The 19873-nt window shown below is 55.7% G+C and carries 17 protein-coding genes; all 17 read left to right on the top strand.

Going from position 1 to position 19873, the window contains the following annotated elements; all coding sequences use genetic code 11:
• The first annotated feature begins 15 nt into the window (after window positions 1–15).
• The 17 genes from flgL to ABD892_RS22065 all read left to right on the top strand — a co-directional run bounded on the left by flgL (window position 16) and on the right by ABD892_RS22065 (window position 19839).
• A complete protein-coding gene (flgL, locus tag ABD892_RS22145; RefSeq protein ID WP_345198363.1) occupies window positions 16–945 on the top strand; it encodes a flagellar hook-associated protein FlgL in 930 nt (309 codons plus the stop codon).
• A 122-nt stretch (window positions 946–1067) separates the two neighbouring features.
• Window positions 1068–3743, top strand: a complete 2676-nt coding sequence (locus ABD892_RS22140; protein ID WP_345198362.1) for a flagellin N-terminal helical domain-containing protein — start codon at window positions 1068–1070, stop codon at window positions 3741–3743.
• A gap of 175 nt (window positions 3744–3918) precedes the next feature.
• Window positions 3919–5253 carry a flagellar filament capping protein FliD gene (fliD, locus tag ABD892_RS22135; RefSeq protein WP_345198361.1) on the top strand — a complete coding sequence of 445 codons (1335 nt, stop codon included), beginning with the start codon at window positions 3919–3921 and terminating at the stop codon, window positions 5251–5253.
• A complete protein-coding gene (gene fliS, locus ABD892_RS22130; protein WP_345198359.1) occupies window positions 5253–5645 on the top strand; it encodes a flagellar export chaperone FliS in 393 nt (130 codons plus the stop codon). The genes fliD and fliS overlap by 1 nt, the downstream gene beginning before the upstream one ends.
• Window positions 5646–5788: 143 nt before the next feature.
• On the top strand, window positions 5789–6889 hold the full coding sequence (locus ABD892_RS22125; protein WP_345198358.1) for a hypothetical protein: 1101 nt from the start codon (window positions 5789–5791) through the stop codon (window positions 6887–6889).
• Window positions 6890–6922: 33 nt separating this feature from the next.
• The gene (locus tag ABD892_RS22120; RefSeq protein WP_345198357.1) at window positions 6923–7360 is read left to right on the top strand and encodes a flagellar basal body-associated FliL family protein; all 438 of its coding nucleotides are present in this window, start codon (window positions 6923–6925) and stop codon (window positions 7358–7360) included.
• The gene (locus tag ABD892_RS22115) at window positions 7361–8092 is read left to right on the top strand and encodes a sigma-70 family RNA polymerase sigma factor (RefSeq protein ID WP_345198355.1); all 732 of its coding nucleotides are present in this window, start codon (window positions 7361–7363) and stop codon (window positions 8090–8092) included. It abuts the gene before it with no gap.
• Complete coding sequence (gene motA, locus ABD892_RS22110) at window positions 8086–8946, top strand: flagellar motor stator protein MotA (protein ID WP_345198354.1); 861 nt, start codon at window positions 8086–8088, stop codon at window positions 8944–8946. The genes ABD892_RS22115 and motA overlap by 7 nt, the downstream gene beginning before the upstream one ends.
• Window positions 8947–8952: 6 nt before the next feature.
• On the top strand, window positions 8953–9858 hold the full coding sequence (locus ABD892_RS22105) for a flagellar motor protein MotB (RefSeq protein WP_345198353.1): 906 nt from the start codon (window positions 8953–8955) through the stop codon (window positions 9856–9858).
• A 137-nt stretch (window positions 9859–9995) separates the two neighbouring features.
• Complete coding sequence (locus ABD892_RS22100; protein ID WP_345198352.1) at window positions 9996–11390, top strand: cobyrinic acid a,c-diamide synthase CobB; 1395 nt, start codon at window positions 9996–9998, stop codon at window positions 11388–11390.
• A 74-nt stretch (window positions 11391–11464) separates the two neighbouring features.
• Window positions 11465–11926 carry a hypothetical protein gene (locus tag ABD892_RS22095; protein WP_345198351.1) on the top strand — a complete coding sequence of 154 codons (462 nt, stop codon included), beginning with the start codon at window positions 11465–11467 and terminating at the stop codon, window positions 11924–11926.
• Window positions 11927–12064: 138 nt separating this feature from the next.
• Window positions 12065–13363: a TolC family protein gene (locus ABD892_RS22090; protein WP_345198350.1), complete on the top strand. Its 1299-nt coding sequence runs from the start codon at window positions 12065–12067 to the stop codon at window positions 13361–13363.
• Window positions 13363–15060, top strand: coding sequence for an efflux RND transporter periplasmic adaptor subunit (locus tag ABD892_RS22085; protein WP_345198348.1), 1698 nt, complete (start codon window positions 13363–13365; stop codon window positions 15058–15060). Before ABD892_RS22090 ends, ABD892_RS22085 begins: the two co-directional genes overlap by 1 nt.
• Window positions 15061–15070: 10 nt before the next feature.
• A complete protein-coding gene (locus tag ABD892_RS22080) occupies window positions 15071–18202 on the top strand; it encodes an efflux RND transporter permease subunit (RefSeq protein WP_345198347.1) in 3132 nt (1043 codons plus the stop codon).
• A 66-nt stretch (window positions 18203–18268) separates the two neighbouring features.
• On the top strand, window positions 18269–18715 hold the full coding sequence (locus tag ABD892_RS22075; protein ID WP_345198346.1) for a DUF411 domain-containing protein: 447 nt from the start codon (window positions 18269–18271) through the stop codon (window positions 18713–18715).
• A gap of 236 nt (window positions 18716–18951) precedes the next feature.
• The gene (locus ABD892_RS22070; RefSeq protein WP_345198345.1) at window positions 18952–19167 is read left to right on the top strand and encodes a hypothetical protein; all 216 of its coding nucleotides are present in this window, start codon (window positions 18952–18954) and stop codon (window positions 19165–19167) included.
• A 126-nt stretch (window positions 19168–19293) separates the two neighbouring features.
• Entirely contained in the window at window positions 19294–19839 is a 546-nt protein-coding gene (locus tag ABD892_RS22065) for an amidohydrolase family protein (RefSeq protein WP_345198343.1), read from the top strand.
• Window positions 19840–19873: the final 34 nt, after the last annotated feature.

The raw sequence follows: 19873 nt of genomic DNA, 5'->3' as shown, positions 1-19873 counted from the left end.
AAGAGAGGTTGTGACATGAGTGAGTTCAGGATCAGTACCGGTCAGGTGTTTGATAACATCCGGGATCGATTGCAGGAGACCACCGGTGACCTCAACCGGACATGGGATCGTATTGCTGAGGGTACACGTTTATCGCAGCCGGCGGACGACCCCCTGACGGCTGTGAGACTTCAGGGTATTTCTCGCGAGCAGGTTGCTGACAGCCGTTACCTGGAAAACAGTGCCTCGCTGGATGCCCTGCTGGCTCGCGAAGATAATACCCTGACGGCTTATGGCGCTCTATTGCAGCGCTGTCGTGAGCTGATCCTACAGGCGGCAAATGGCGCGATGGATCCTGCCAGCCTGCGGGCGATTGCCGGCGAAGTTCAAGGGTTGACGGATGGGGTTGCCTCTGTGATCAACTCGCGGGGGCCGGATGGTCGCTATCTGTTTGGTGGTTTTCGGGATGACCAGGCACCGGTCCTGCAGAAAACGGACGGCAGTTGGGTGGTTAACAATGATGACCCGGGCCAGCGGCAGGTGACAATTGCCCAGGGCTGGCAGATGCTGGCGAACGATACCGCGGTTGAACTGTGTTTCCGTATCAACGATGGTCAGGGCGGGACCTTTAACCTGCTGGATGCCCTGGGCAGTCTCCATAACCTGTTGCTGGCGCCGGGTGAAGATACTAATGAACAGCTCAATCAATCACTGCAGGCCGTTGACCAAGGGTTGAATCAGGTCTTCCGGGTACAAACGGAGGTCGGTACACGACAGCATATCATGGCTATCAGTAATGAATCCCTTGATCAGCGGCAGCTGTATGCTGAACAGTTGGCCGGTGAATTAGGCGACCTGGATTATGCTGCCGCCATGACACAACTGAACCGTGAGATGACTGCACTGGAAGCAACCCGAAAAAGTGTCGTGCAATTGGCAGGTCTCTCCCTGTTTGATTACCTGTAGCTGTTCAGATGATGGCTGTCGTTTATTACGGCAACGCATGCCTATAGAGAAAAACGGTATTTAAGCGCACGGTGATTTGCGTCGAGTTTGATAGCACCTGTTACTGATACGGAGCTAAAACCATGTCGCTGAGTATCATCACCAACTCACCTTCCCTGACTGCCCAGCAAAGTCTGGAGCGTGCCCAGAACGGGCTCGAAGCGTCAATGAAGAAACTGTCGACCGGTTACAAGATCAACAGTGCCAAGGATGATGCGGCGGGTCTCCAGATCAGTAACCGGATGACGTCCCAGGTCAATGGTCTGTCTGTAGCGATTCGCAATGCCAATGATGGGATTTCAGTGAGTCAGACCGCTGAAGGGGCGATGGCGGAAACTACCTCTATTTTGCACCGTATCCGTGACCTCTCACTCCAGTCTGCCAACGCCAGTAATGATGCACAGGATCGGATTGCGCTGCAACGTGAGGTCTCCCAGTTGCAGTCAGAAATCGACCGGATTGCCGAGACAACCACATTCAACAGCCTCAAGGTGCTGGATGGTTCCTATACCAACAAGAATTTCCAGGTGGGCGCGAATGCGTATGAAACTATTTCCGTCAGCATTGGCAACATGCGTGCGTCTACCATTGGCGGTATCGACAAAACGCTGGATGTCGTCCGTTCCGGCAGTGAGTTTGGCACAGTGTCCATTGGCGGCGACGGTACGTTGAGCAATCCTGGCAGCATGACGATTACCGGATCCAGAGGGGCTGCAACCATTGCAATAGACGGGGCTGATTCCGCAAAGTCGATTGCGACTAAAGTGAATCAACTGTCGATGGATACAGGGGTTACGGCCACAGCGGCAACTGGTGTTTCCTTGAGTGGATTTAGCTTGGCGGGTGCTCAATCGTTTTCAGCCAACATTAATGGTGTTCAGCTGAGTGGATTGAAGAGCTTGGATGACTTGGAGAGTGCGGTGAATGCCGATAAAACTTTGCAGGCAGCGGGTATTACTGCGAGCGCCTCAGGTGCAAAGTTGGAGGCCGCTCGTGGGGATACGATCACATTGTCTGAACTGAAAGGCGCAAACCTTACGTTTGGTACACAGGTAATGACTGAGCAGGCACCGTCCGCCTATGCCATGGGACAGTTTGAATTATCATCCACGGATGGCAGTGCAGTGGTGGTTTCTGGGACTGCGGCGACACCAACGAATGTTGTAGAAGCTACAGGTTCTGCAACTTTGAAGTCAGGCGACAACTTTGGTGCTGTGGCACTATCAACCACTAAGGGAACTGCCCCTGATGCTGGCGCTGCGGGGGGAGGGACCGTTGATATAACCGGTCCACTAGGAAGTGGAACTACCGGGTCGATTGCACAGTATTCCAGTGCCAAGCAGGTGGCTGATGAACTCAATAAGCTGACAGGCACAACCGGTGTTTCAGCGACTTCAACAACGTCAGTGGTATTGAGCAATCTTAATGTTGCTGGTTCTACAGTTGATTTCAACTTTGGTGTCAAAGGCTCAACAACAAAAATCTCGAATGTATCTGATATGGCTGGCCTGGCAACAGAAATCAATAAACTCACTGGATTGACTGCTGCTCACGATACATCAGCAAATACTGTAACCGTAACGCATGCGACAGGTGAAACCCTTGAACTTTCAGGTTTTGATAAAACGGGAGGGAGTGGTTCCACTGAATCCCTCATGGTCGGAGGCAAAACGGTCACTGCAAATGCCACAAACAATTCAGCTACGATAATTGGTGTCTTCGAGTTGAAAGCTGATGGTGACATCACGATTGGAGGAAACTATGGAGTCGGCGATTTTGCCAGTACCAGTACCAGTGCCAGTGGCTCTTCTGGTGTGATCAAATCAGGCAGCGATTTCAGCAAAGTAAATGCAGGCATGCCATCCCCGACACGTATCCTCAGTCATGCCGGCAGCATGGTCGTCAAAGGGCCGGTGGGTTCGGGCACAATTTTGGTGGATGGCACGGATACGGCGCAGAATATCGCCAACAAGTTTAATGCTGTCAGTGGTGAAACCGGTGTGGTCGCGAAGGCGAACACCGAGGCGTTGATCACTGATATCAATATTGGCTCTGGCCGTGATGGTATGACGCCCAGTGAAGTCTCCGTAGTGATCAATGGTGAGCAGTTTTCCATCCCGGGACCCAAGCAGTTCGCCGATGCCATCAATGCCAATCCAAGGTTGCAGCAGCTGGGGGTTTCAGCCAAATACAATACCGATGGCTCGGTACTGATCAGTTCCGATGTGGGCGGTAATATCGAAATCAACCAGTTCCGGGCGAATGTCTCCAATGATGAAAGCGTCAAGGTGAATGGCAAGGTACTGGATGCAGCCCATAACAGTGCACTGGTGACCGGTACCTTTGAGTTACAGGCCGATGGTGATATCAACCTGAAAGGGCCAGCCGTTGATGGTGTGACGACCAATCTGATTGATGGCAAGTCAACGGTTGAGACCCGAACCATGTATGTCACTGACATCGATATCACCACGGAGGCCGGTGCCCAGCAGGCGGTCAGCATCATTGATGACGCTATTGCCGATATTGACTCCCAGCGCGGTACGCTGGGTGCGATTCAGAACAGGCTTGAGCACACCATCTTTAACCTGCAGAGCATTCGGGAAAATGTGACTAACTCCCGCAGCCGTATAAAAGACACCGACTATGCGGCGGAAATGGCAGAAATGACCAAGCAGCAGATCCTCAAGCAGGCCAGTATTGCGAATCTGGCCCAGGCCAATGAAATGGCCCGGGATGTCTTGATGCTGATCCGTTAAGTGAAGACGGCTGGTCGCGTAGCATGAGGACATTATCATGTTACGCGTTATGCCGGTCAGGGCGTTGCATCGGATAAGTCGTATAACGGCAGATCAACGACAGTTCAGGGAAAATTTGTCAGGTTTGCGGCAAGTCCCACCGCACAATGCCCGAAAGCGCACACAGGCGATGCCAATGAACGCTCCTCCCTTGAATATCAACAGCTCTGGACTGGATGTCCATGCGATGGTGAAGGCCATCACCCAGGCTGAAGTTGCCCCGAAACAGGCGCAGATTGAGCGACGTGAAAAGGCGGCGGAAGTCGAGCTGACCGGGCTTGGCAAGCTGTTGTCTATCGCCACCCCGCTGCAGCAGCGCGCCGCCCTGTTGTCATCCGGACAGGCCTGGCAGACGTGGCAGGGAGAGAGTGTCGACAATAGTCGTGTAAAAGTGTCTGTTACCGGCAAGCCCCAGACCGGTGGTGCTCACGAGATTGTTGTCCATGAACTGGCCGCGCGGGAAAAACACCTGGCCGGCCCGTTTTCACCCGTATTCCGCCTGGGCGAGGGCGCTCTGGAAATCAGCGTTGCCGGCGGTACCTTCAAGGTGGATATCAAGGCGGACATGTCTTTGCAGGCTATTGCTGCTGCGATCAATACCGTGGCCCGTCAATATGGCGCCCGTATGGATGTGTTGAAAGACGTCAATGGTGAACAGTTATTGTTGAGTGCTGAAGCACCGGGTGCGGATAAGGCAATCAAGGTGGCGGGGCAGGGGCGTGGTACTGCGTTGGCAGAGGCTTTCCATGTGGTAGAGCTGGGACGGGATGCACGTTTCTCGCTGGACGGTGTGGAACTGGTCAGCCATGACAACCGGGTGGAGGATGTGATACCAGGTATTACCTTGGATTTGCAGCGATCGGATCCCGGGCAGACTGTGAGGGTGTCCGTGACCTCTGATTACCAACCGGTCATTGAGCAGGTGTCGTACTTTGTGGAAGCGTCCAATGCACTGGTGGAGGCAGCCCGGCCAGGGCTTCATGATGACCGCGCCGGTCGGATGGAAGCCCGCATGGCCAGCGATTTGCTGAACCAGATGCGGACAGTGCTTCGGCAGACGGTTCCCCACGGTGACGTACGTTCGCTGGTGGATCTGGGTATCGAAACCCAGCGTGACGGCACATTGGTGCTGGACGAGTCGACACTGGTGTCCGCACTGGCGCAACAGGGTGACGATGTCAAGGCAGTGGTTACTGGTCCTGATGGCATCATGTCTGCTGTCAGCCGGGTGATGGCCCAGTGGGCTGGCCCGTCGGGCGTGCTGGGTACCCGTGTGAATACCCTCTCCCGGAGTCTTGACCAGGTGGCCATGGAGCGTGAACAGCTGTCTCTGTATGAGCAGGTGATTCAGGATCGTACCCAGCGGCAATTCTTTGAAATGGATCGCCAGGTTGCGCGCTTCAAGGCTGTCGGTGAGCGTCTTGATCTGCTGACCAGTCAACTTCTTAATGTGCAGAAAGGAAAACGGTGATGGCGTATTCCATGGGCAGTCAGAACAATCCGGTCGCTGAGGGCTACGGCAATACGCTGCGTCACCGTTCGATGGCCGCAAACCAGGGGGAACGCCTGCTGCTGGTGTATGCGACGTTAGTAAACCAGCTGATGCAGGCGCAGGGATATATGGAGCGACACATGTGGGCGGCCAAAGGAGAAACGGTGGGTCGTTGCCTGGATATTTTTACCTGCCTGCAGTCGTCTCTGGACCATGACAGAGGCGGTGCCATTGCTGGCAATCTGGATGAATTATACCGCTACTGCATGCTGCGGCTGCTGCAGGCCAGCCGGTCGAATGATCCGGCCATCATTGCTGAAATCGTGACGCTGGTGAAAACGCTCAAATCCGCCTGGGATGAAATAGTCTAATATTGCCAAGGCCATACCGCTGGTCGTATGGCTCATCTCCCTTAAACAGCGTTTGCAGTTGCCAGTCTATGTTGACTCTTTTATCCCTTGTCGATTCGAGCACGCTTGCGAAAAATACTGCAGGGCAGGAGACCGCTGGCAACGTGGACGGCGTGCCCGATGATTGTCTGGAGCCGGAGGGAGGATTGTCATCGCCGGGAGCGTTGCCGGCATTTTCATCGTTCCTGCAGACTGCCATTGATACTGACAATGGTGATTCGCCTGCGACGTTGACCTCAGTGGTACCGATAGACGACGTCCTGACGTCGAAGTCGGATGATGTGTCGTCTGAAATCGGGTTACCGAGTGTTGCCGATAAGACAGCAGTGGATACAGTCTTATTGCATCAGAGCCACGAACACGAACCTGTTGCGATAGTGAACTCTGCCTTTTACCAAACTGACTCTGATGTTGCAGCACTGAGACAGTCTGTCAGCATCGAAGATGCATCAAACATTCAGAGTCGTGTTATGCCGGGCGCTCCGGTCAGTCGGCTGCCACTGTCATCTATCCATCAAGACACGAGTGTCTTCCCTGATAATCCAGTGAGCGAACTGACATCCTGTCAACAGGAGCCCGTTACGAACCAAGGCTCCTGGGAGGTTGAATGTTTTTTGTCGGAGCTTATTAATGCCATCGTACCGGCAATTGAGAGTGATGCCCCGTCAAGCGCCGCCTTGTTGATACCTAATCAGACGCGAGGGGCGGTACAGCCACTGACACCTTTGGTGTCAGTGGTGTCTGCCGAACCAGCAGCTTCTTCATTGTCACCGGTTCCCACCGCCCCCGCTGATCCTGCCGTGGCACTCTTGAAGGCGGATAACAATAACCTGCAGCTGGGGGTCGAGCCGCCGGGTATGGGCTATCTGACGATTGCCGTGAAAAAACAGGATCAGCAATTGTCTGTACAACTCATGACGGAAACGGCGACGGATCACCATCTTCTCTCGGCACATGGCGACAGTGTCAGGCTTATGCTGGAAAACCCGGGGTGGGGCGAAGGGCGGTATCCACCGGGAAGTGTTGCAGTCAATGTGGAAAAAGCGACGTGGCTAGGAACAGGCTTAGCGGGTGGTGAAGAGTCTTCTGCCCGTGATCCACAGAGGGCGTCCCAGTCCTCGGAGCATGGCAACGAACGTGAAGGGGCGTTGTCGTCAGTTCAGTTATTGCAGGCTTCCAGTCAGCTGGTGGATCTGTTTGCCTGATGTCCAACCACCGGTACGGAGTGGTTCAAGCGTATGAAAGGTAAGTGGGTTCTGGGTGTTGTTGCGATTGCTGTACTGCTGGCTGCCGGAGGCGCAGCGATGTTTTTTTTGTCAGAAGATGAAAAACAAGCGGAAGAATCCACACAGTCGATCCTGCCTTACTTTGTCACGCTCAATAATATCGTGGTTAACCTGCGCAGCCAGGAGCAGGAGATTCACTACCTTCAGCTTGAGGTGGCCATCCAGGTAGCCAGCAAGAAATATCAGGCAGAACTGGCGCAATACCACCCGGTATTGCGCGATGCTCTCAGTGATTATTTTTCCACCCAGTACTACGAGGCCATGGACGATCCCGGTCAGCGGGAGGTGCTGCGCAAAGGCGCCCTGGAACGGATTCGGGAGGTGGCGAAAATACACCTTCACCGCCAGCGGGTGGATGATCTGTTCCTGACCAGCATGGTCATCCAGTAGATGAACGGTACGCAGCAGGGTGCGCCATTGCGTTATCAGACGACGCAATTGTCGAGTACACGGCAGTCGCACCAGATTACCCAGTGGCTGCCGGCCGTTAAACGACAGGCGCGTTACGTATCTGACCGGCTGCAGGCCGATGACATGATGGATGACCTGGTACAGGCGGGGTTATCCGGCCTGCTGGAAGCGCTTCAGCGTTACCAGCCGGATGCCGGTGTCGCCTTTTGGGGGTATGCCCTGCCGAGGATCCGGGGCGCGATGATCGATGAAATCCGTCGACAGGACTGGCGCCCCAGGGGGATCGGGAAAATGGCCGGCAACATCAGCCAGGTCATGGTCAGGCTGGAGCAATCCCTCGGACGTTTACCGGTGGAGCGGGAGATTGCCGAGGCCATGGGCATGTCATTGACCGATTACCAGCACTGCCTCAATGACATCCACATGGGCCAGCTGGAGGTGTTACCCCAGGAACCTGATGAACCCGCCAGTGACACCGGCTGCGAAAGTGTGGTGTCTCGTCGGGAAACGGAGGCGCAGGTAACGGCGGCAGTCAGTCAACTGTCGGTTCGAGAGCGACAACTGTTGTCTATGTATTATGGCCAGGAGTTGACTATGCAGGAAATCGCATCCGGTCTGGGGATTACTGAGGCACGGGTCAGCCAGATCCACAAACAGTGTCTTTTGAAACTGCGTATCCTGTTGAACCCGGGGGAGAGTGCACAATGTTGAGACTGGCGGGCTTCCTGATCCTGGTGCTCAGCGTTTTCGGTGGTTTTACCATGGCCAACGGCAAACTGATGGCACTCTGGCAGCCGGCAGAGATCGTTATCATTGTGGGTGCCGCTGTGGGTGCTTTTATGGTGGCCAATCCATCGTCGGTTCAGAAACTGGTGGCGACCCATCTGCATTATGTCATCGTCAAACAGGCCGGTTTTGAAAAAGATTTTTTCATGGAGTTACTCCAGCTTGAATACCAGCTGTTTGACCTGCTTCGAACCAAGGGGGCTGCGGGTATTGAGGACCATATCGAAAGCCCGGAAAACAGTGAGATCTTTACCGCCTATCCCCGCATCATCGCCCATAAGCGACTATTACACTTTATTACCGATAACTTTCGCATCACCGGTATGACTAATATTACCCCGCATGAGCTGGAGGGGTTGCTGGAGCAGGAAATTCACACGCTTGAGGCAGACCTTAAACGACCGGGAGATGCGTTACAGTCTATCGCAGATGCTTGTCCGGGGTTCGGTATCGTGGCGGCGGTAATGGGGATCGTTATCACCATGCAGTCTATGGATGGGCCGATAGGCGAAATCGGTGCCCATGTAGCGGCAGCGCTGGTGGGTACTTTTCTGGGGATACTACTCTGTTACGGCATTGTGGGGCCTCTGGCCAGTGCGGTCAGCTATACCGCGCAGAATGAATGCCTGGCGTTCGATTGCGTGAAGTCAGCGCTGGTCTCCTGCCAGCTGGGCCGTCCACCGATACTGGCCGTCGATGCCGGTCGACGGGTGTTGTACGACGAATTACGGCCAACGTTTCTTGAACTGGAGCGGTGGTTGAGAGGCAGCCGGGAGTAATTGTCCGTGTCTGAGCATCCTCTGATTATCAAACGGGTGGTGCATGTCTCCCATGGCGGCCACCACGGCGGTTCCTGGAAAGTGGCCTTTGCAGATTTTGCTATCGCCATGATGGCGCTGTTCCTGGTGTTGTGGCTGGTGGCTGCGACCAACCGGTTACAAAAGGAAGTGATCGCAGACTACTTTTCCAACCCTGGCATGTTCAAGCATCCTTCCAGTGATAACCCGATCCGTATGGAAGGGGCGACGTCTGTGCATCAGGGGGCTCCGACACCGGTGCGTGCCAAGGCGACAGGGTATGAAGGTTTTGAACTGGCGGGCAATACGGCACCGGGGGTTAATGAATTGAATGGGGTGGCCACGGAACTCTCTAAAGTGGGTTCACAGAAAGGCCGTGGTGGTATGCGGTCGTCGTATAAAGTGGAGCGGATTCCCAATGGCCTGATTCTGACGATTCCTGAGATAAACAATGAACCCATGTTTCTGGCGGGAAAATCAGACCTGACTTACCTGTATGAAGACCTCTTTCTTGAAATGGCGCCCATCCTCTCCAAACTTCCCAATAAAATGATTATTTCAGGACATACCGATGCTACTCCCTGGTCGCCGGCATCCTCCATGGATAACTGGAAACTGTCGGCTAACCGGGCGGATACGGTGCGTCGCACTTTAGTGTTTGGTGGTATGCCAGAGAACAAGGTGCTACAGGTTGTCGGCATGGCGGATCAGGCACCATTACAGGGCTTTAGTCCGGAAGATCAGCGTAACCGGCGCATTGAGATTATGGTGCTGTCCCGAAAAAGTGCTGGTTATGTGAAACATGCCATGCAGAAAAAAGCCGATTTTGATCTGCCGGCAGCACAGTTGGAGCAGGCGATTGACAAGGCGAAAGCCAACCAAATCGCGTTATGACCGATTGCCTTTCCAATAAACAACCAGCGTCACGTGAACAAAGTACTGGCTGTTGACGTATATCACGGGACACTGGGCAGACTTTTCGAGTATTGTTCGCGGCTTCCAGTTAATGTTGACGCTGTTGTCGTATGCCCATGACCGACCATCCCGCTTCACTATCGCTTGCCAATATTGAACCGTTTTCATGCCCGGCAGTCATGATCGCAAGCCCCGCCTCCGGTCAGGGAAAAACCACCTTTACCGCTGCGCTGGCGCGCCTGTACCGCAATAAGGGCCTGAGCGTGAAGGTGTTCAAGTGCGGACCGGATTTCCTAGACCCCATGATCCATGAGCAGGCCTGCGGTAACCCGGTCGATGTCGTCGATACATGGATGACCACGGATGACTATACCCGGTTTATGTTGGCAGAAGCGGCGGCTTGTCATGATGTCCTGATCGTTGAAGCGGCCATGGGGCTATTTGATGGTGATTCGTCACCGGCAGCGCTGGCCCGCCAGTTGGGCCTGCCGATTTGGACGGTGATCAATGCCAGAGCCATGGCTCAGAGTTTTGGTGCGCTGGCATACGGGCTCAAGCATTATCAACCGGATACGCCATTAGCAGGCGTTATCGCCGGTCAGGTAGGCGGCGATTACCATGTTGAGCTACTGCGGGAGAGTTTGCCGGAGGACATTCCCCTGGTTGGCGCCATACCCCGTGATTCCGCCATGGTACTGCCGGAGCGTCATCTGGGGCTTGTCCAGGCCAGCGAACTGGCAACCACCCTGGATCAGCAACTGGATAACGCGGCTGCCTTGCTGGAAAGCCGCGGCTTCGGTGCGTTGCCTCCCGACGTGACATTTACGCTGCCGGAATGTGACAGTGTGGAACCCTTACTCAACGGTTGTCGTATTGCGATTGCACGTGATGATGCCTTTGCCTTTATCTACGCGGCAAACCTTCGCACCCTGAAAGCGTTAGGGGCGGAGTTACAGATATTCTCACCTGTAGCTGGGGATCGTCTGCCTGAATGTGATGCGGTTTGGCTGCCTGGTGGTTATCCGGAGCTGCACATGACGGCACTGGCGGAAAATTGTGCACTGGTAGCGGATCTGGAAGCGCATGTGGCGGCTGGCCGACAGCTGTACGCTGAGTGTGGCGGCATGCTTTATCTGCTGGAATCGTTGACTGATCAGCATGGTGCAACCGGTATGATGGCGGGCCTGCTGCCGGGTTCGGCAACATTGCAGGAGCGTCTGGTTAACCTGGGCCTGGAAGCACTGGATTTGCCGGAAGGGGAACTGCGTGGCCACAGTTTCCATTATTCCACTATGACAACCCCCATGACACCGTGGCAGCATACCCGGCGTCAGCGGGCGCGTTATGGCTCAGACACGGGGGAGGCTGTCTATCGAAAAGGCAGTATCCAGGCATCCTACCACCATGCCTATTTCGCCAGTGCTCCCCATGCGGCTGCAACGCTTTTTATGGCAAGCGATCTCACGAAGCCGATGAAACACGCCCTGGATCAAGCGTCAGAAACTGTTTAATGGATGTGATCTTATGATTGACTTGTTTTTGCCGACATCACATTATTAGCCGGAATACGCTAATCCCTGAAGCTATGACACTGACAACACTGCATCACCATCATAGACGTCACGTCGGTATCGCCCTGCTGGTTGCGATGCTGCTGTCTGTGCTGCAGTTTTGTCTGATGGGTGTCGCCGAGGGGAAAACCATGCATCCGTCGTCCATGGAAAGCACGATGGTCATGGAGATGGACAGCGCGATGATGATGGCGATGGATACCGGTGATGGTATGGTGCATGACTGCTGCCTGCCGGATAATCCGGTATCACCAACCGCCATGGCAGATAAAGTCTGTCCTGACTGTGAAGGTGATGCGCCTGCCCTGCAGGTGTCTTCACCGGATCTGAAACCGGTCTTCATGCTGTTGTTCACGGTCGTGCAACCGATGTTCGACCCGGTGCCGCAAACCCGTAACTGGCAAGTGTTCACTGAGCCGGACATACGAACCTCCCTACCCGATATCTATCTGGCGAAAGCCGCCTTCCTCGAATAGTCCGTTGGCGCAATAACCCTGATTTGAGCCCGTTATTGCCCATGAGCTGTCGTTAGCCTGCGCCTGAATTGGCGTCATTGACTCTGGTTGGTCGTCTGACAAAAAGCCGGAGAGGCAGCTCCTCAACGGAGAAACACCATGTTTTTCTTACGTCGCTTTTTTGCGGCACTGAACCGTAACCCGCTCTGGTTGGCGTGGTGGTCGGTCTTTGCGATGTCGGCATCTGGCAGTCCGCTTTCCTTGACAGTTGCTGAGCAGCAGGCGTTGTCATCTGATGCCGGCACCCAGGCCCTGCAGGCCAAGGCCCGTGCATTTTCCGAGCAGGCCGTTGCAGCAGGGAGCTGGGCTGATCCCAAACTCTCCATTGGTACCATGAACTTGCCGGGGGATAACCTGGATCCCTTTGACCAGGGCATGCTTGAACTGAAGCTTGAGCAGATGCTGCCCCGGGGTGACAACGCTGCCATTCTCCGCCGTAAAGGTGAGTTGCAGGAAGCCGCTGCCAGTCAGCAGGCAGACGATCGTCGTTTGTCTGTGGTGCGGGATGTCCGTTTGGCCTGGCTGGATGCCTGGTACTGGCAACAGTCACTGCAACAGCTGCGTCAAGATCGATATCTGTTTGAAAGCCTGGTGACGGTCACCGAGTCCATGTACAGCCAGGGTCGTAAAACCCAGCAGGATGTGCTGCAGGCGGAAGTGGTGCTGTCGCGGCTGGATGATCGTATGGCCACCGCCGCCGCAAGCGCCAATGAAAGTCGCGTCCGGTTGGCGCGATGGTTGTATCAACAGCCGGTGGTGTCTGTCAGTGAAGCATTACCCACCTTGCCCGCCTTGCCCGCAATAACCGACCAGGCACTGCTATCCCATCCGCAGGTTCAGGTGGCTGACCTGGCCATTGACCAGTCTGACCAGGATGTTGCCCTGGCCCGGGAGAGCTATAAGCCGCAGTGGGGCGTTGAGCTGACCTATGGTCGCGAACAGAGCGATATGGGCGGGATGGGCATCGATAACCGTGACCGGTTCTCCGCCATGGTGATGCTCGATATCCCGCTTTTCACCGGCAACCGCCAGGATCGCCAGCTGTCCGCCAGCCAGTACCGCCGTGAGGCCAGCACAGCGGCACGCCTGAACACGCTGCAGCAGTTGCAGGGGACGTTGCAGGCGGAAGCTGCCCGCTATAACGGGCTGAAAGATCGCCTTGCACTCTACAGAACCCAGATCTTACCCACGGTTACGCGTCAGGCGGATGCGGCACTCAAGGCTTACCAGGCCGATACCGCTGATTTCACCAGCGTGATACAGGCCTACCAGTCCCGGTTGGATCTCACCCTGGCCTATAAACGGCTTCAGGCTGATACACGGCAGAGTGAAGCGCGTTTGCATTACCTGCTGCCTGTGAATAGTCAGCCACTGTCAGACGAAAAGAAGGAACGGTAATGAAGACAATCACTCTGATCAGTCTGGCATCGGCGGTTGCCTTTTCCGCCGGTATGGCGGCCCAGTATGTTTTAGCACCGCTCAGTGATGCGATGGCGGCGGAAAGCCATGAAAAAAAGCCTCTCTATTGGGTGGCGCCGATGGACCCCAATTACCGGCGCGACCAGCCGGGCAAGTCCCCGATGGGTATGGATCTGGTGCCGGTCTATGAAGATAAGGGCGCGGCAGACAATACGCCAGGTACAGTGACTATCTCTCCAGCGGTTCAGAACAACCTTGGGGTGCGCACTGAGACTGCGAGCCTGAAGACCCTTGAGCCACAGATAAGCACAGTGGGACGTATTGGTTATAACGAAGACAGCCTGCTGCAGATTAACAGCCGGGTGCAGGGCTGGGTCGAAAATCTGCAGGTGTCGTCAGTCGGCGATGATGTGCGCAAGGGCGACAAGCTGTTTGATCTCTATTCTCCGGCGCTGGTCAATGCCCAGGAGGAACTGCTGTCGGCGCTTCGCTCAGGCAATACTGGGCTGATCCGGGCATCCCGCGAGCGCCTTGCTTCATTGGATGTGCCTGAACAGACCATCAGTCGCATCATCAGCAACCGGCGTATTGAGAGAACGTTGTCGGTCTATGCGCCACGGGATGGCTATGTCTCGAAACTCAATATCCGTGAGGGTGGGTATATCAATCCATCCAGCCTGCTGGTTGAGCTGGCCAGTATGGCGTCTATTTGGGTGGTGGCAGATGTGTTTGAACGTCAGTCGCCGTTGGTGCGGGCCGGTCAGGTGGCGTCCATGACTGTTGGCTACCTGCCGGGTAAAACGTGGCAGGGCACAGTCGACTATGTCTACCCGGAATTGGACGCACAGACCCGGAGTCTGCGTGTACGACTTCGGTTTAATAACCCCGATGATGCATTGAAACCCAACATGTACTCCCGGGTCAGCATTGTTACCGATGCCTTTGAGGCACTGACGATCCCCAAGGAAGCGTTAATCCTAACCGGTGACCAGGAACGGGTAGTCAAGGCTTTGGGTAATGGCCAGTTCCGTTCCGTTCGGGTGGACAGCGGCCGGGTTGTCGGTGAACAGGTGGAGATTCTTCGAGGACTGCACCAGGGCGAGCGGGTTGTGACCTCGGCCCAGTTCCTGCTGGATTCGGAGTCCAGCGTGACGGCTGACCTGACCCGGTATGAGTCCTTAGCCCGTGACCGTGTCTGGACGACGGGTACCCTGGATCAAAAGAAAGACGGTGTGCTTACGATCACCCATGACCCTGTACCCGAATGGGGCTGGCCCGGTATGACCATGGACTTCGACCTGTCCCCGGAGGTCGGCATCAGTGTGTTTGATGAGGGGCAGGCCATCCGCTTTGAAATGGAGAAGACGCCGGCAGGCAGTTACCGGATTGTAGCGATGGCAAAGGGTGAGATGAACCATGAAACGATGGATCACAGCCTGATGGATCATGGCGAAATGAACCACGAGATGATGGATCATAGCCAGATGAATCATGGTGATATGAACCACGAGATGATGGATCACAGCCAGATGAATCATGGCGAGATGAACCACGAAATGATGGATCACAGCCAGATGAATCACGGTGAGATGAACCACGAGATGATGGATCACAGCCAGATGAAACATGGCGAGATGAACCATGACATGATGGACCACAGCCAGATGGGGCACTGAGGAGACGACCATGATCGGAGCGATTATTCGCGGATCACTGGGAAATCGTTTCCTGGTGTTACTGGCGGCATTGGCGCTGTTGTTTGCCGGAACCTGGGTGACCCGGAACACGCCGGTGGACGCTTTGCCGGACCTGTCGGATGTGCAGGTGATTATCAAGACAGACTACCCCGGTCAGGCACCCCAGCTGGTGGAAGACCAGGTGACTTATCCGCTGACCACGGCGATGATGGCGGTGCCCGGAGCAGTGGATGTGCGGGGTTCCTCCATGTTCGGCACCTCCTACGTCTACATCCTGTTTGAGGATGGCACGGATATGTACTGGGCCCGCTCGCGGGTACTGGAATACTTGAACCAGGTGCAGTCGAGTTTGCCGGATGAAGCTGTCACGGCGCTGGGCCCGGACGCCACCGGTGTCGGCTGGGTGTTCAATTATGCCCTGGTTGACCGAACCGGACAGCATGACCTAGCGCAGCTGCGCAGCCTGCAGGACTGGTACCTGAAATACCCGCTGCAGTCGGTGCCCGGTGTCAGTGAAGTGGCCACGGTGGGCGGCATGGTCCGGCAGTACCAGGTGGTGGCAGATCCTGACAAACTGCGGGCTTACGGCATTCCCCTGCAGCTACTCCGTCAGGCGCTGGAGAAAGGTAACCGCGAGGCCGGTGCGTCTGCCATCGAGATGGCAGAGGCGGAATATATCGTGCGTATTACCGGGTACCTGCAGGGCGTTGAGGATATACGGCAGGTGCCATTAAAAGTCACCGCTGACGGTACGCCGCTGACCGTAGGGGATGTCGCTGACGTGCGCCAGGGTCCGCAGATGCGCCGGGGGATTGCGGACCTGAATGGCGAAGGGGAAGTGGTCGGCGGCATTATCGTCATGCGTTATGGCGAAAATGCCCGGGAAGTCATTGACGGCGTCAAGCAGAAACTGGCCGAGTTACAGCAGGGCCTGCCGGATGGCGTGGAGATTGTCACGACCTATGACCGTTCAACGCTGGTCTCAGAAGCTGTATCGACCCTGACTCAAACGCTGCTGATCCAGATTGTCATCGTCGTAGCGATCTGCGCCCTGTTCCTGTTGCATTTCCGTTCGTCGCTGGTGGTGGTCATCAGCCTGCCGCTGGGGATTCTGGGTGCGTTTTCGATCATGTACCTGCAGGGGCTAAACGCCAACATCATGTCGTTGGGTGGCATCGCTGTGGCGATTGGATCCATGGTGGACGGCGCCATTGTGATGATTGAAAACTTCCACAAACATCTGCAGCGGGTCAAGGTCACGGCGGCCAACCGCTGGGCGATTGTGCAACAGTCGTCGTTGGAAGTGGGGCCGCCGCTGTTCTTTTCGCTGCTGATTGAAGCAATCAGTTTCATGCCGGTGTTCAGCCTGCAGGCGCAGGAAGGGCGGTTGTTCTCGCCGCTGGCCTTTACCAAGTCCTACGCCATGGCGGTGGCGGCGGGCCTGACCATCACCCTGGTGCCGGTGCTGATCGGCTACCTGGTGCGGGGCAAGGTGATGGAAGAGCACCGTAACCCGGTGAACCGCGTTCTGATGGCGGCCTATCGCCCGCTGGTGAAAGGGGCGCTGGCCCATGCTCGGTGGCTGGTGGGTGCGGCACTGGTGCTGATGGTGGTTGGCCTTTGGCCGGCGACCAAGCTGGGCAGTGAGTTCATGCCGGACCTGGATGAAGGCGACCTGATGTATATGCCGACCACCTATGCCGGACTCTCGGTCGGCAAGGCCCGGGAGTTGCTGCAACAGACCGACCGCCTGATCAAGACCGTACCGGAAGTGGAGACGGTGTTTGGCAAGGTCGGCCGTGCGGAAACGGCGACAGACCCGTCACCACTGACCATGATTGAAACCGTCGTGCAGCTCAAACCCCGCAGCGAATGGCGGGACGGGGTGACTCCGGAAAGCCTGCGCGCGGAACTGGAACAGCGGGTGAAACTGCCCGGTGTGAGTAATGCCTGGGTCATGCCGATCCGCACGCGCATCGACATGCTTTCCACTGGTATCAAGACACCGGTCGGCATTCAGGTGACGGGACCGGACCTCAAGCGTATTGACGGCATTGGTCGTGAATTGGAACAGCTGCTGCCGGCAGTGTCCGGCACACTCTCCGTCTACGCGGAACGGGTAGTGGGCGGTCGCTATATCCGTGTGGATATCGACCGGGTGCGGGCAGCGCGGTTCGGACTGAATATCAGTGATATCCAGGCGGTGGCGACCTCCGCCATTGGGGGCATGAACGTCACCAACACGGTTGAGGGGCTGGCCCGTTATCCGGTGAATCTGCGCTACCCGCAAAGCTTCCGGGATTCGGTGGAAGCCTTGGAAATCCTACCGGTGGTGACACCGTCCGGACAGGGCATTGCCTTGGGGGATGTGGCGGATATCGTGATTGAAGACGGCCCCGGCGCGATCCGTTCCGAGAATGCCCGGCCTGCCGGACGGGTGCTGGTGGATATCGAAGGGCGGGACCTGGGTTCCTGGGTGCGCGAGGCGCAGGCGCTGGTACGGGAGCAACTGACGCTGCCGGCCGGTTATGCACTGGAATGGACCGGCCAGTATGAATACATGGAGCGGGCCAATGAACGACTCGGGATCATTATTCCGGCCACCCTGTTTTTCATCGCGGTGATTCTCTTCCTGACTTTCCGGCGTGCCTTCGAGGTGGTGGCCATTCTCGGTACGCTGCCATTTGCGTTGATAGGCGGCATCTGGCTGATGGCATTGCAGGGTTACAACCTGTCGGTCGCGGTTGGTGTCGGGTTTATCGCCCTGGCGGGGGTGACGGTGGGGAACGCCATCATGATGCTGGTGTATCTCAACCAGTCGTTGGATGACTGCCGTCTGCGGGGACAGGAACAGGGGCTGCCGCTTACGCAGGCGGCCATCCGTGATGCGGTGATAGACGGCGCTGTGTTGCGGTTGCGCCCGATCATGATGACCGTCTGCACCATCCTGTTTGGCCTGGTGCCGGTGATGCTGAACGACGGCACCGGTGCGGAAATCATGCAGCGTATCGCCGGTCCGATGATCGGCGGTATCACCAGTTCTCTGATTGTGACGCTGGTGCTGGTGCCCGCCGTCTATTTCCTGTGGCATGGGCGAACCGTCGTTAAGGCAGACGCCTGAATCGTTGGTTAAGTAAAATGCAGCGTCATCAGGCGCTGCCGGTTAGGAAGAAATGGAGTGAATGCAATGAAAAACGTTAAGTCACTGCTGTTAGGTACTGTGTTAACCGTGGCCTCCATGAACGGCTTCGCGGAGGAGTCGTTTCCCATGGTGATGGTGTACAAAACGCCGACCTGCGGCTGCTGCACGGAGTGGTCAAACCACCTGGAGGCCAACGGCTTCAAGGTGATGAACCACAATGTGGAGGATATGAATAAGTACAAGGAGAAAGCCAACCTGCCTTACGGGCTGGGTTCCTGCCATACGGCGTTTGTCGGCGGTTATGCGGTGGAAGGGCATGTGCCGGCGTCTGACATCAAGCGCATGTTGACGGAAAAACCGGCCATTCGCGGGCTGGCCGTGCCTGGTATGCCGATGGGTTCCCCGGGGATGGAGTATGGGGATCGGAAAGATGCGTATAACACCATCAGTTATACCAAGGATGGGAAGACCAGTGTGTATGCTTCTCATTAAGACGGATTTGTGATTTTGCAGACTATTCGGTGAATAAGGATCGACGTTGGGGGCTGTGCGCTGGCTCCCAACGTCGAGCGTATTGCTTCACGTCAGGTTTAGGCAAGCAATGTCGCCTTATAGCCACAATCAGCCCTGTTAGTTGTCGCGTATTCGCAGTAACCTGTGCAGGCAGTCTCAGTGACCGTTGTTGTGAACGATAAGTAAGGATCACCATCAGGCACCGGGGTGAACCAATGACTGACAGATGGAAAGAACAGGCAATCAAATGGCGGGACAGGGCGCGTGAGGATCGCGAAAAACGGCGCGCCCTTGAGCGGGAAGTCGATGAACTGAAAGCCCAGCTGGCTAAAGCTGAACGGCAACTTCGGCGTGCCAGGTTAACGACAGAAAAGAGCCAGGCTTTGCAAAACCAGGTGAGGGAAGTATTAAGGGAAGCGCTGGAGGCCTGATGCAAAAAGCGCAGTAGGACATCTTCATAACCATTAAGATAAATATATTGACTCTGTCGTTAATCGCATTAGTGTGATGAGCAATATTCTATTGCTGTACTATCGTCTCACAAGTGCGAGGTAACCATGGGCACGGCAACAAACAATAATAAAATTCTGCTGAAAAATGGCCTGCTGGTGGATGGCACGGGAAACCCTCCTAGAAAAGCTGATGTATTGATGGATAGCGGTCGCCTGCGTGTACTCCAGCCGGGCGATACGATGATCGATGCCTCCCCCATCGACTGTGACGGCAAGGTGATCGCACCCGGTTTTATTGATGTCCACAGTCATATGGATTACTTCGCCATTGAGAATGCCCCCGAACATTTTGATCCCTTCATTGCCCAGGGGATTACCACAATGGTGGTAGGCAACTGTGGCTTCAGCCCGTTCGGGTTTAAATGCAATACGCCCCATCAGCATTTGATTGAAAACTCCCTGTTCAAGGAAGGCCATGGCGATATCAGCTGGCATAGCTTCAAGGGGTATCAGCAACGCATCCAGGGACATGGCTGTGGCCCCAACCTGGTCAGCCTGGTGGGGCATGGCGTGTGTCGTACGTCGTTGAACGGGTTTAGCGCCAGCTGCGTATTCTGGCACAACTTGAACACCGATTCTGGTAACTCTTGAACACCCATTCTGGTAAGTCTTGAACACTGATTCT

Origin of the sequence: Kistimonas scapharcae, assembly GCF_039540975.1 — a bacterium.
GTDB lineage: Bacteria > Pseudomonadota > Gammaproteobacteria > Pseudomonadales > Endozoicomonadaceae > Kistimonas > Kistimonas scapharcae.
The sequence above is the reverse complement of the archived record's forward strand: the minus strand, read 5'-3'. Positions and strand labels throughout refer to the sequence as shown.

Excerpts from the sequence above, each read along its gene's own strand:
- ABD892_RS22080 (WP_345198347.1), top strand. The coding sequence starts at position 15,071 with ATGATCGGAGCGATTATTCGCGGATCACTGGGAAATCGTTTCCTGGTG.
- ABD892_RS22140 (WP_345198362.1), top strand. The coding sequence starts at position 1,068 with ATGTCGCTGAGTATCATCACCAACTCACCTTCCCTGACTGCCCAGCAA.
- ABD892_RS22070 (WP_345198345.1), top strand. The coding sequence starts at position 18,952 with ATGACTGACAGATGGAAAGAACAGGCAATCAAATGGCGGGACAGGGCG.
- ABD892_RS22065 (WP_345198343.1), top strand. The coding sequence starts at position 19,294 with ATGGGCACGGCAACAAACAATAATAAAATTCTGCTGAAAAATGGCCTG.
- fliD (WP_345198361.1), top strand. The coding sequence starts at position 3,919 with ATGAACGCTCCTCCCTTGAATATCAACAGCTCTGGACTGGATGTCCAT.
- ABD892_RS22100 (WP_345198352.1), top strand. The coding sequence starts at position 9,996 with ATGACCGACCATCCCGCTTCACTATCGCTTGCCAATATTGAACCGTTT.
- ABD892_RS22095 (WP_345198351.1), top strand. The coding sequence starts at position 11,465 with ATGACACTGACAACACTGCATCACCATCATAGACGTCACGTCGGTATC.
- ABD892_RS22115 (WP_345198355.1), top strand. The coding sequence starts at position 7,361 with ATGAACGGTACGCAGCAGGGTGCGCCATTGCGTTATCAGACGACGCAA.
- flgL (WP_345198363.1), top strand. The coding sequence starts at position 16 with ATGAGTGAGTTCAGGATCAGTACCGGTCAGGTGTTTGATAACATCCGG.
- ABD892_RS22085 (WP_345198348.1), top strand. The coding sequence starts at position 13,363 with ATGAAGACAATCACTCTGATCAGTCTGGCATCGGCGGTTGCCTTTTCC.
- fliS (WP_345198359.1), top strand. The coding sequence starts at position 5,253 with ATGGCGTATTCCATGGGCAGTCAGAACAATCCGGTCGCTGAGGGCTAC.
- ABD892_RS22090 (WP_345198350.1), top strand. The coding sequence starts at position 12,065 with ATGTTTTTCTTACGTCGCTTTTTTGCGGCACTGAACCGTAACCCGCTC.
- ABD892_RS22075 (WP_345198346.1), top strand. The coding sequence starts at position 18,269 with ATGAAAAACGTTAAGTCACTGCTGTTAGGTACTGTGTTAACCGTGGCC.
- ABD892_RS22120 (WP_345198357.1), top strand. The coding sequence starts at position 6,923 with ATGAAAGGTAAGTGGGTTCTGGGTGTTGTTGCGATTGCTGTACTGCTG.
- motA (WP_345198354.1), top strand. The coding sequence starts at position 8,086 with ATGTTGAGACTGGCGGGCTTCCTGATCCTGGTGCTCAGCGTTTTCGGT.